This window comes from Faecalibacterium tardum, assembly GCF_040096515.1.
Lineage (GTDB): Bacteria > Bacillota > Clostridia > Oscillospirales > Ruminococcaceae > Faecalibacterium > Faecalibacterium tardum.
Window position 1 is genome coordinate 1 of the sequence record NZ_JBBMEO010000044.1, and the last position, 11,575, is coordinate 11,575.

The 11,575-nt window shown below is 58.4% G+C and carries 14 protein-coding genes; 6 read left to right on the plus strand and 8 right to left on the minus strand.

Annotated features, from left to right (window positions below; genetic code table 11):
• Positions 1–150 precede the first annotated feature (150 nt).
• Complete coding sequence (locus WMO44_RS13670) at positions 151–744, minus strand: xanthine phosphoribosyltransferase (RefSeq protein ID WP_005920489.1); 594 nt, start codon at positions 742–744, stop codon at positions 151–153.
• A gap of 366 nt (positions 745–1,110) precedes the next feature.
• On the opposite strand from WMO44_RS13670, the gene WMO44_RS13675 reads away from it, so the two are divergent.
• Complete coding sequence (locus WMO44_RS13675) at positions 1,111–1,980, plus strand: patatin-like phospholipase family protein (protein WP_349152909.1); 870 nt, start codon at positions 1,111–1,113, stop codon at positions 1,978–1,980.
• Between the two features lie 126 nt (positions 1,981–2,106).
• Here the strand turns inward: WMO44_RS13675 and rplL are convergent, their stop codons facing one another.
• The 7 genes from rplL to rpmG all read right to left on the minus strand — a co-directional run bounded on the left by rplL (position 2,107) and on the right by rpmG (position 5,657).
• Positions 2,107–2,481 carry a 50S ribosomal protein L7/L12 gene (rplL, locus tag WMO44_RS13680; RefSeq protein WP_055187009.1) on the minus strand — a complete coding sequence of 125 codons (375 nt, stop codon included), beginning with the start codon at positions 2,479–2,481 and terminating at the stop codon, positions 2,107–2,109.
• Positions 2,482–2,551: 70 nt separating this feature from the next.
• Positions 2,552–3,067: a 50S ribosomal protein L10 gene (gene rplJ, locus WMO44_RS13685; RefSeq protein ID WP_055187010.1), complete on the minus strand. Its 516-nt coding sequence runs from the start codon at positions 3,065–3,067 to the stop codon at positions 2,552–2,554.
• 277 nt (positions 3,068–3,344) lie between these two features.
• Positions 3,345–4,037, minus strand: a complete 693-nt coding sequence (gene rplA / locus WMO44_RS13690) for a 50S ribosomal protein L1 (RefSeq protein WP_005920494.1) — start codon at positions 4,035–4,037, stop codon at positions 3,345–3,347.
• Between the two features lie 57 nt (positions 4,038–4,094).
• On the minus strand, positions 4,095–4,520 hold the full coding sequence (gene rplK / locus WMO44_RS13695; RefSeq protein ID WP_005920496.1) for a 50S ribosomal protein L11: 426 nt from the start codon (positions 4,518–4,520) through the stop codon (positions 4,095–4,097).
• 136 nt (positions 4,521–4,656) lie between these two features.
• A complete protein-coding gene (gene nusG / locus WMO44_RS13700; protein WP_349152910.1) occupies positions 4,657–5,208 on the minus strand; it encodes a transcription termination/antitermination protein NusG in 552 nt (183 codons plus the stop codon).
• Positions 5,209–5,238: 30 nt separating this feature from the next.
• A complete protein-coding gene (gene secE, locus WMO44_RS13705) occupies positions 5,239–5,490 on the minus strand; it encodes a preprotein translocase subunit SecE (protein WP_005920499.1) in 252 nt (83 codons plus the stop codon).
• 17 nt (positions 5,491–5,507) lie between these two features.
• Positions 5,508–5,657, minus strand: a complete 150-nt coding sequence (gene rpmG / locus WMO44_RS13710) for a 50S ribosomal protein L33 (protein WP_005920501.1) — start codon at positions 5,655–5,657, stop codon at positions 5,508–5,510.
• A 309-nt stretch (positions 5,658–5,966) separates the two neighbouring features.
• Here rpmG and WMO44_RS13715 point away from each other — a divergent pair, with 309 nt between their 5' ends.
• The 5 genes from WMO44_RS13715 to dusB all read left to right on the plus strand — a co-directional run bounded on the left by WMO44_RS13715 (position 5,967) and on the right by dusB (position 11,315).
• Entirely contained in the window at positions 5,967–7,061 is a 1,095-nt protein-coding gene (locus WMO44_RS13715) for a D-alanine--D-alanine ligase family protein (protein WP_055187012.1), read from the plus strand.
• Entirely contained in the window at positions 7,054–7,878 is an 825-nt protein-coding gene (gene murI / locus WMO44_RS13720) for a glutamate racemase (RefSeq protein ID WP_316539156.1), read from the plus strand. Before WMO44_RS13715 ends, murI begins: the two co-directional genes overlap by 8 nt.
• Positions 7,879–7,892: 14 nt before the next feature.
• Positions 7,893–8,369: a YwiB family protein gene (locus WMO44_RS13725; protein ID WP_236131825.1), complete on the plus strand. Its 477-nt coding sequence runs from the start codon at positions 7,893–7,895 to the stop codon at positions 8,367–8,369.
• A 35-nt stretch (positions 8,370–8,404) separates the two neighbouring features.
• Positions 8,405–10,219 carry an arginine--tRNA ligase gene (gene argS / locus WMO44_RS13730; protein WP_349152911.1) on the plus strand — a complete coding sequence of 605 codons (1,815 nt, stop codon included), beginning with the start codon at positions 8,405–8,407 and terminating at the stop codon, positions 10,217–10,219.
• Positions 10,220–10,295: 76 nt separating this feature from the next.
• Positions 10,296–11,315: a tRNA dihydrouridine synthase DusB gene (gene dusB, locus WMO44_RS13735; protein WP_349152912.1), complete on the plus strand. Its 1,020-nt coding sequence runs from the start codon at positions 10,296–10,298 to the stop codon at positions 11,313–11,315.
• Positions 11,316–11,575: the final 260 nt, after the last annotated feature.

The window sequence follows — 11,575 nt, forward strand, 5'->3', positions numbered from 1 at the left end:
CCTCAGTCGCTGCGCGACAGCTCCCCCCGGGGGAGCTAGCACACCCGGAAGCTTTACACTTTAGCCGGAAACTTTGCCTGAGGGAGTTCACCCACAAAAAATAACGGAACGTCCGCAGACATTCCGTTACGCTGAAATGTATCATGATTTTTAGTTCTGGTTCGGCTGGGGACGGAAGGTGATCTCGCCGGTGGTGCTGTCCATAGCGTCCACGATGGCAAGGCTCTCCAGCTGGATGCCTTTGCTGCGGATCAGCTCGCCGCCCTGCTGGAAGCCCTTTTCCACGGCGATGCCGATGCCCTCTACGGTGGCACCGGCTTCCTCGGCCAGCTCCAGCAGACCCATCAAGGCGCAGCCGTTGGCCAGAAAATCGTCGATGATCAACACATGGTCCTCCGGGGTGAGGAACTTTTTGGAGACGATGACGTTGTAGATCTTTTTGTGGGTGAAGGACTGGATCTGGGTCTTGTAGTTGTCGTAGTCCAGATTGATGCTCATAGATTTTTTGGCAAACACCACCGGCACGTTCAGCTCGCTGGCTACCACAGCCGCAATGCCGATGCCGCTGGCCTCGATAGTGAGCACCTTATTGATGGGCTTGCCCGCAAAAAGGCGCTTCCACTCCCGTGCCATCTCGCGGAACAGCGGGATGTCCATCTGATGGTTGATAAAGCTGTCCACCTTGAGCACGTTGCCCTCGCGCACAATGCCGTCCTTGCGGATACGATCTTCCAGCATCTTCATAAAATATATCCTCCAACCCTTGCAGGCGCGTTTTCTGCCTCCGGCTCGCCCGCCGTGAAAAGTGCCCGCCTGTTTTCCATTCCCGGGCGCGCGCCACACGCACCCATGATATAATGTTTCACCTAGTATACCGGAAGCATCCCGCTTTGACAAGGGGTTTTCATGCCAAAATTCGTAAAAAAACGGCACTAAACCTCTTCGTTTTTTCTAAAAGTATGACCTTGTCCAAAAATACCGAAACTTCGTGAGGTTGTCGGGTCATTTTTGGTTTATCCTCCCTTGTTCTTTCGCGGTTTTCGAGTATACTATTCTTAATAGGAGAAGGGTAATATCCGGGATTTTTGACCGGACGAGGAGGAAAATGGTATGAAAACAGGACTTGTGCTGGAAGGTGGCGCTATGCGCGGAATGTTCACCGCTGGCGTACTGGATGTGCTGATGGAGCATAACATCCAGCTGGACGGTGCCATTGGCGTGTCGGCGGGGGCAGTGTTCGGCTGCAACTACAAGTCGCACCAAATCGGGCGCACCATCCGCTACAACACGGAATACTGCACCGACAAGCGCTACGCCAGCTTTGGCAACCTGCTGCGCACCGGCAACCTGTACAGCGAGCAGTTCTGCTACCATACCGTGCCGGAAAAGCTGGACCCTTTTGACACCGAGGCTTTCCGGGAGAACCCCATGGACTTTTTTGTGGTGTGCACCGATGTGCGCACCGGTGAGCCCATCTACCACAAGTGCCGCACCGGCGACGCCGAGGATATCCGGTGGATGCAGGCCTCGGCATCCATGCCGCTGGCTGCAAAGATCGTGAAGATCGGCCACTATCAGCTGCTGGACGGCGGTGTTGCGGATTCCATTCCTGTGCGCTTTTTCGAGTCCATCGGCTACAAGCGCAACCTGATCATCCTGACCCAGCCCAAGGGTTTTGTAAAGCAGAAAAACAAGATGCTGCCCCTTATCCGGGCAAGGTATGTGCGCTATCCCGCTTTTGTGGAGGCCGTGGCAGACCGGCACCAGCGCTACAACGAGACGCTGTCCTATATTTCCATGCTGGAGCAGTCCGGCCGCGCCTTCGTCATCCGCCCGCCCATCCCGCTGGAAATTCCCTCTATGGAGCGCGATCCCGCCCAGCTGCGCCGCGTTTATGAGACCGGCCGTGCCGTGGCACAGATCCAGATCGACAAGATCGCAGCCTATGTGGAGGAGTGCAAGGCTGCACCGGAAGAATAACACGAAAGGCTGCTGTACAGGTTTGTGCAGCAGCCTTTTTTCACGGAGAGATACAAAAAAGAGGTCTGCACCTTGCGGTGCAGACCTCTTGATGTTCAAGAAAGAACGGTAAGAGAAGGGGTTAAATTACTTAACCTCAACCTTAGCGCCAGCCTCTTCCAGCTTCTTCTTGATGTCGTCAGCCTCAGCCTGGGAGACCTTCTCCTTGACAGCCTTGGGAGCGCCATCAACGATAGCCTTAGCCTCCTTCAGGCCCAGACCGGTGATTTCCTTAACAGCCTTGATGACCTGCATCTTGGTAGCGCCAGCCTCAGCCAGGATGACGTCGAACTCGGTCTTCTCTTCCTCAGCGGCAGCAGCAGCGCCAGCAGCAGCGGGAGCAGCAGCAGCAACAGCAGAAACACCGAACTCCTCGCAGTAGGTGTCGATCAGTTCCTTCAGCTCCAGAACGGTCAGGCCCTTGACGGACTCGATGATGGCAGTAATCTTCTCAGAAGCCATGGTAATAACCCTCCAATATCAATGGTTTTAGTTTGTTTCAGTTTTTTGTTAAGCGGCGGTCACGCGGCCATTAGGCAGCGGGCTCCTCCTGCTTGTCGGCATAAGCCTGCATTGCAACGGCCAGACCAGACAGAGTGCTGGTGAGGGCGCCTGCAAACATGGACAGCATACCTTCGCGGTTGGGCAGCTTTGCGATGGCGTTGGTCTCGGCGGCGTTCATAGCCTTGCCTTCCATGAAGCCAGCCTTCACGACGAACTTCTTGGACTTATCGCCATCCTGATACTTGCACAGGATGCGGGCAGCAGCCATGGGGTCAGCCTCGTGAGCAAAAGCGACAGCGGTGTCGCCCTTGAAGTTCTCAGCCAGACCCTCCAGAGCGGTACCCTTAACTGCCAGACGCAGCATGGTGTTCTTCACGACCATGTAATCAACGCCTGCCTCACGCAGCTCCTTACGGAGCTTGGTGTCGTTCTCGACGTTAATGCCGCCGTAAGCGACGACGCAGCCGGAAACCGCACTCTCAAACTTTGCCTTCAGATCAGCGACGTAAGCCTGCTTTTCAGAAAGAATCTTTGCACTGGGCATTCGGTTTCACCTCGTTTCAAAAACTTGTATCGAAAGCCGGAGCAATGAAAAAAGCCTCTCTCCCGCGCACTGCGCCGAGAGAGAGGCATAAAGCAACTTTACGCACGTTTCTCGGCAGGCGGTAAAACTTTACACTGGACTCCAGCGCCTGCTGTCTTAAAAACAGCATGATTATAATACCGCAAACGTGCGGCGTTGTCAAGTGCTTTTTTGAATTTTCTGACAAAATTTTTCTGCCACCCGTAAACAGGCAGCAGAAAAATATCAGAAATTCAAATTAGACACCGTACTTCAGGGTGTTCAGACGGATGCCAGGGCCCATGGTGGTGGCGATGGTAGCGCTCTTGAAGTAGGTACCCTTTGCTGCAGCGGGCTTTGCCTTGGCAATAGCCTCCATCACAGTGTCCAGGTTGGTGTACAGCTTCTCTGCACCGAAAGAAGCCTTGCCCACGGGCACATGGATGATGTTCTGCTTGTCCAGACGGTACTCGATCTTACCAGCCTTAGCCTCGCTGACAGCCTTGCCCAGATCGGGAGCCACAGTGCCGGCCTTGGGGTTGGGCATCAGGCCACGGGGGCCCAGAACTTTACCCAGACGACCAACGCGACCCATCATATCGGGGGTGGTCACGACGACGTCAAAATCCATGAAGCCGCCGGCGATCTTTGCGATCAGCTCGTCATCGCCAACGATATCAGCGCCAGCAGCCTCGGCAGCAGCAGCTGCGGGGCCCTTAGCAATAGCGCAGACGCGGACGGTCTTGCCGGTGCCGTTGGGCAGAACGACAGCGCCGCGGACCTGCTGGTCAGCGTGACGGCCATCAACGCCCAGACGGACGTGCAGCTCGACGGTCTCGTCGAACTTGGCGGAAGCGGTCTTGCAAGCCAGCTCCAGAGCCTCGTTCACATCGTATGCCTTAGTAGAATCGACCAGCTTTGCAGCGTCGACATAGTGCTTGCCATGTTTCATTGTATATCCTCCTGTGTGGTCATGCGGGCAGTGTTATGCCCTCCCACTGTTTATGTCTCAGCCCTCGACGGTGACGCCCATGGAACGGCAGGTGCCGCGAACCATGCTGCAGGCAGCTTCCAGAGAAGCAGCGTTCAGGTCGGGCATCTTGGTCTTGGCGATCTCCTCCACCTGAGCGGCGGTCAGAGAAGCAACCTTTTCCTTGTTGGGCTTGCCGGAAGCGGTGTTGATGCCAGCGGCCTTCTTGATCAGAACAGCTGCCGGAGGAGTCTTGGTGATGAAGCTGAAGGAGCGGTCAGCGTACACGGTGATGACGACGGGGATCACATAACCCATCTGGTTCTTGGTACGCTCGTTGAACTCCTTGGTGAACGCCATGATGTTGACGCCCTTCTGACCCAGAGCAGGGCCAACAGGGGGAGCCGGAGTCGCCTTGCCGGCCTCGATCTGCAGCTTAATGTAGCCAGTAACTTTCTGTGCCATGATAAATGCACCTCCAAAAATCTGTGGTGAGTTGCGGCGCAGTGTCTCTGCGCCTCCCACGAGCGCGTGCACGCTGCACACGCTCTATAAGAACCGCACTGCGGTCTTACCTTGGTAAACGGAACTTGCCGGTTGGTTACGGCAGCTCGACCTGACCGATCTCCACCTCTGCGGGGGTCTCGCGGCCGAACATATTGACCTTGAGCTTCACCTTGAAGTTCTCGGTATCAATGGCCTCCACAAGGCCCATAAAGCCTTCCAGAGGACCGGCGGTGATCTGCACGGTATCGCCGACAGCAAAATCGACGCTCAGCGGTGCAGCCTTCTCCACACCCATCTTCTCCACTTCCTCAGTGGTCAGCGGAACAGGCTTGGAGGCGGGGCCGACAAAGCCGGTGCAGCCGCGCGTGTTGCGCACGACATACCAGGTATCGTCGTTCATCACCATTTTGACCAGAACGTAGCCGGGGAACAGCTTGTGCTCCACCATCTTCTGCTTGCCGTTCTTGTCGATCTCAGGAACCATCTCGACGGGAACCTTGATGTCGCAGATCAGCTCCTGCAGGTGACGGTTCTCTACCATGGTCTGCAGGTCGTTGGCGACCTTGTTCTCGTAACCGGAATAGGTATGCACAACATACCAAAGAGCCTCAGTGGACTCATCTACCAGCTTGGTTGATTCTTCCATTTTGGTTGACCCTCCGTTTCAAGATGATTCTCAGGCGCCGATGATCAGGCCCAGAATACCACCAAAGATGGCATCCAGCAGGATCATCACAACCGCTGCAATAGCGACGGTCACGAGCACGACGATGGTGTTGGTCTTGACGTCCTGCTTGGACGGCCAAACCACCTTCTTCAACTCGCTCTTGGTATCGCGGAAGAACTTTGCGACCCGTGCGCAGAAGCCCTTGACAGCGGCTTTAGCTTTGGCCACAAAGCCCGGCTTTTTCTCGGTTTTGTCTGCCATTATGCTCCGCCTTTCTTTTACTTGGTTTCGCGATGAACGGTGTGCTTCTTGCAGAAACGGCAATACTTCTTCATCTCGAGACGATCGGGGTTGTTCTTCTTGTTCTTCGTGGTGTTGTAGTTGCGCTGCTTGCACTCGGTGCAGGCCAGAGTGATTTTAACGGTCATTTGTTGACACCTCCATTATAACGGTTGTTTTGAACCTCCCTCGGGTGCGGGTGGCAGCTGTAAAAACAGGCGCACTTAATAACCCCGCAAAAGAGGTGATATCATTGTACCACGCGTTTTTCAATCCGTCAAGCAGAAAAAAGCGATTTTGAGAAACTTTTTTTGCAGCCGGCGTCTTTTTGTCCCAAGGCAGCTTTTTTGCATTCTGCTTGCATCGCGGGCGTAGATATTGTATAATGAATCGAAACGGCATTTTACCGGTTTGAAGCCGCCCCTTTACCGGGGCTTTATAAATAGGAGTGAGATATCATGCAGTCTGCAAATAAAATGTGCGTGGCTCTGTTGTTTGGCGGTATGTCCAGCGAACATGAGGTCAGCTGTGTCTCTGTGGGCAACTTTGTCCGCAACATCGACCGCAGCAAATACGAGGTGCTCACCGTGGGCATCACCAAGGAGGGCCGCTGGCTCTACACCGAGGCCACGGCGGAGCAGATGGCCGACGGCAGCTGGGAAGAGCTGCCCGGCAATATGCCCTGCGTGATCAGCCCGGACCGCGCCGACCACGGCATGATCCTGTTTACCCCGGACGGCCGGGTGGAAAAGATGCACCTTGACGTGGTGATCCCGGTGCTGCACGGCCTGTGGGGCGAGGACGGCACCGTGCAGGGTCTGCTGGAGCTGGCAGGCATCGCCTATGTGGGCTGCGGCGTGCTGGCAAGCTCTGTGTGCATGGATAAGGCTGTAGCCAACGCCCTGTTCGAGGCCAACGGCGTGCCCCATACCAAGTGGGTAGCCGCCAACCGCTGGGAGATCGAGAAGGATCTGGAGGGCGTTTGCGCCGGTGTAGAGCAAAAACTGGGCTGGCCGGTGTTCGTCAAGCCTGCCAACGCAGGCTCCAGCGTGGGCATCTCCAAGGTGTCCAGTCAGGAGGAGCTGAAGGCCGCCATCGCCCTTGCGCTGGAAAACGACCGCAAGGTGGTGTTTGAGGCCTTTGTGGACGGACAGGAAGTGGAGTGCGCCGTCATCGGCTCCGACCCCGCTGTTGCCACCCGTCCCGGTGAGATCCTTGCCGGTGCAGAGTTCTACACCTATGATGATAAGTACAAGAACGGTGTGAGCCAGACCGTCATCCCGGCACATCTGCCGGAAGCCAAGCTGGACGAGGTAAAGACCTACGCCGCCATGGCCTACACCGCACTGAACTGCGAGGGTCTGGCACGGTGCGATTTCTTTGTGGAAAAGAACACCGGCCGGGTGCTCATCAACGAGATCAACACCTTCCCCGGCTTTACCGCCATCAGCATGTACCCCAAGCTCATGGAGCACGAGGGTCTGCCGGTGCCGCAGCTCATCGACCGTCTGATCGCACTGGCGGTGGAAAGGACGGAAAAGCAGCATGGATAATCGCCCCATCGGTGTGTTCGACAGCGGTCTGGGCGGCCTGACCGGTGTGCGGGAGCTGCGCAAGCGCCTGCCCCATGAGGATATCATCTACTTCGGCGATACCGGCCGGGTGCCTTACGGCAGCCGCAGCCCGGAGACCATTCTGCAGTACGCCCGGCAGGATGTGGCCTTTCTGCTTTCCAAAAACGTCAAGTGCATCATGGCGGCCTGCGGCACGGTGAGCAGCACCTACCCGGCTGCGGAGGCAGCCCAGCTGCCGGTGCCCTACCTTGGTGTGGTAGATGCCGCCGCCCGGGAGGCTGCCTTTGTCACCCGCAACCGCCGCATCGGCGTCATTGGTACAGCCGCCACCATCCGCTCCCGCAGCTACGAAAAGCTGCTGCGGCAGCTGGTGCCCGGGGTGGAGATCACTGCCCGCCCCTGCCCGCTGTTCGTACCGCTGGTGGAGGCCGGGTATGTGGATCACAGCGAAGCCGGAAAGCAGCAGATCACAAAGCTGGTCATTGCCCAGTACCTGACCGAGGTGCGCGAAGCCGGGGTGGATACCCTGATTTTGGGTTGCACCCACTACCCGCTGCTGAAAAGCATGATCGGGGAGTTTATGGGGCCGGGCGTCACGCTGGTGGACCCCGCCATGACCGCCGCCCACCATCTGGAGCGGATGCTTGCCGAGCGCGGGCTGCGCGCCAGCCATGAAAGCGGGCAGGCACACTTTTACGTCAGCGATGTGCCGGACAGCTTTGTGCAGACGGCAGACCTGTTTCTGGGCGAGTACAAGGGCGGCCCGGTGGAGCAGATCGCCATTGATAAATATTGATAAGGAAATACAACGTGAGCAAGCCACTGAAGGAAGACTATATCATCCGCATCAAAAGCCGCATTGAGCAGCGGCTGGACGAACCGGCTGCGGAGGAAGAAAAAGAAGAATTTGTGGAGCTGATGACCCGGGGCAGCTTTGTGCTGAAGGGCGGCAGCTACTATGTGACCTACCGCGAGACCGAGACCACCGGCTATGAGGGCTGCACCACCACCCTGAAGATCGCCGCAGACGGCAGCCGGGTGGCAATGCTGCGGTTCGGCAAGGGCGGCGGGGCAGGCACCCAGCTGCTGATTGAAAAAGGCCGCCGCAACCTGTGCCACTACGAAACCGGCTTCGGCTCCATGACCTTGGGCGTGACCGCGGACGAGATCGACTGTCAGCTGACCGAAAAGGGCGGCACCGCCCGGTTTGCCTACCTGCTGGATGCCGACAGCGCCGAGCTGGTGAGCCGCAACCGGCTGGAAGTTACCGTGACCCATGTGAATTGATGAAGTTCCCTGAGACTGTGAAAGGAATCCGACCCATGACTGATTTTGAAAAGACCTACCAGAACTACAACCCCCGGCAGGCTGCACTGGACGAGGCACGCGCTCTGCTGACCGCAGCCGCTAAGGCTGCTATGGCAGACGGCACCCTGCCCGAGGCAGAGCTGCCCGCCTTTATCGTGGAGATCCCCGCCGACGTGAAAAACGGCGATATCGCCTCCAACCTCGCCATGGCCGGTGCACGCACCTGGCGCAAGGCTCCCAAGATGATCGCAGATGCCCTGCTGGCACATCTGCCTTCCATCGAAAACAGCGTGTTCTCCAAGGTGGAGGTTGCCGGTCCCGGCTTCATCAACCTGTTCCTAGCCCAGAGCTTCTGGGCAGGTGTGGTGCTGGGTGCCTGCGCCAACAAGGAGTATGGCCGCACCAACCACGGCAAGGGCGCAAAGTACAACGTGGAGTTCGTTTCTGCCAACCCCACCGGCCCCATGCACATGGGCAACGCCCGCGGCGGCGCGCTGGGCGACTGTCTGGCCGCTGTGCTGGACTGGTCCGGCTACGATGTGACACGCGAGTTCTATATCAACGACGCCGGCAACCAGATCCAGAAGTTCGGCAAAAGTCTGGCTGTGCGCTACCTGCAGCAGTTCTGCGGCGAGGAGGCCTATCCCCTGCCCAAGGAGTGCTATCAGGGCGGCGACATCAAGGTGCTGGCCGGTGAGTTCGCTGAGCTGAACGGCGACAAGTACGTTGCCGCCTGCAAGGGGCTGGACGAGGAGGCTCTGTTTGAGAGTGAGGCCTTTGCCGCCCTGAAGGACGCGCTGGTGGCCTACGCCCTGCCCAAGAACATCGCCGCGCTGAAGCGCGACCTTGGCAAGTACCGCATCGACTACGACGTGTGGTTCCACGAGAGCACCCTGCACGAGTCCGGCGCAGTGCTGGCTGTGGTGGACAAGCTGCTGGAGCTGGGTGCCTGCTACAAGGCCGAGGACGGTGCCATCATGTACCGCAGCGCCCAGTACGCTGCCAAGTACGGCACCGTGAACAAGAAAAAGACCGAGGACGGCACCGAGGAAGAGGCGAAGGACGAGGTGCTCGTCCGCGCCAACGGCATTCCCACCTACTTTGCCGCCGATATCGCCTACCACTACAACAAGCTGGCTACCCGCGGCTTTGCCAAGGCCATTGACGTGTGGGGCGCAGACCACCACGGCCATGTGGCCCGCATGAAGGGCGCGATGGATGCCATCGGTCTGCACGGCGAGGATCTGGATGTTGTGCTGATGCAGATGGTCAACCTGATGCGGGACGGTCAGCCCGTGCGTATGTCCAAGCGCACCGGCAATGCCATCACCCTGACCGACCTGCTGGAAGAGGTGCCCATCGACAGCGCACGCTTCCTGTTCAATATGCACGACGCCGGCAGCGGCATCGACTTTGATCTGGATCAGGCCGTCAAGACCGACAACGACAACCCCGTGTACTATGTGCAGTACGCCCACGCCCGCATCTGCTCCATCCTGAAGAAGATGGAGAGCGAGGGCGTGCAGTTTGCCGGTGCGGAGCACATCGACGCCACCCTGCTCACCGAGCCTTCCGAGATGGATCTGATCCGTATGCTGGCAGCCTTCCCGCAGGAGATCGTGATGGCTGCTGAGAAATATGACCCCAGCCGCATCAACCGCTTTGTCATCGACCTTGCAAGTGCCTTCCATCGCTTCTACGGCAACTGCCGCATTCAGGGCGCAGACCCCGCCGTGCAGCAGGCACGCCTTGCCCTGTGCATCGGCGTGAAGAACGTCATCTTCAACGTGCTTACCATGTTCAAGATCAACGTACCCGAGAAGATGTAACATAAAACCACAGGGGCTGTTGCACCAAACAATGTGCAGCAGCCCCTTTTTGATAAAACAGATACAAGGAGAACCCATGGAACCTTTGAAGATCGGCAATATCACCCTGCCCCACCGGGCGGTGTTCGGCCCTATGGCAGGCTTTACGGACGCCCCCTGCCGCCGCCTGATGGCACAGCACGGCGCGGGCTTTACGGTCAGCGAGATGGTGTCTAGCCGGGCGCTGGTGTACGGCGACCACAAGACCGTCAGCCTGCTGAAGGCAGCACCCAACGGCGCACCCTACGGGGTGCAGATCTTCGGCGAGGTGCCGGAGATCATGGGCGAAGCCACCGCCGCTATCGAGCAGTACGAATTTGACTTTGTGGATATCAACATGGGCTGCCCTGCCCCCAAGATCGTTTCCGGCGGGGCGGGCAGCAAGCTGATGCTGGACCCCGACCGCTGCGGGCGCATCGTGGAGCAGGTGGTGGCGCACACTAAGCGCCCTGTCACCGTAAAAATGCGCAAGGGCTGGGATGCCGACCACATCACCGCCGTGGAGTGCGCCAAGGCCTGCGAACAGGCGGGCGCGGCGCTGGTGGCGGTGCACGCCCGCACCCGGGAGCAGATGTACACCCCGGGCATCGACCCGGAGATCATCGCCCGGGTAAAGGACGCGGTGAAGGTGCCGGTGCTGGGCAACGGCGATATCCACTGCGCCGAGGACGCGCTGCGCATGGTGCGGGAGACAAACTGCGATGGCGTGATGATCGCCCGGGGCGCGCTGGGCGACCCGTGGCTGTTTGAGCGGGTGAACGCCGCGCTGGAGGGGCTGCCTGCCCCCAAGGAGCCGAACCTGCAGGCGCGGATGAACGCGCTGCGCCGTCAGGTGGAGGAGATGGTGGAGCAGAAGGGCGAGTTTGTGGCCATGCCGCAGGCGCGTGCCCAGACCATGCACTACATGAAGGGGCTGAAGGGTGCCGCCGCCCTGCGCCGCTACTGCTGCACCCTGACCCATTTAGAGGACTTGGACGAGCTGATCTCTGCCGTGTTTGAAGAGCAACGCAAGGCCGGACTGGACCCCGACGATGTGCGGGAAGTACCGTTCCCGTAAGCCCGTGGCTCGAACAAGGATTTAAAATGCGCTCCGCTTTGCTCTGCGCATCATCAGCGGAAAAACATTCTATGATTTGTAAATCGGGAAAATCTGCGGATTTTCCCGATTTACTTTTTCACGGGAGAGGGTCGTAAAGGGAAACGGGCTTGCCAGCTCTCCCAAAGGGAGAGCCCTTGGCATGGCAGGAAAGTTTCCGGCTTAACCGCAAAGCTTGCGGGCGTGCCCGCTCCGCGGGGGGAGCTGTCGCGCCGCGCCGG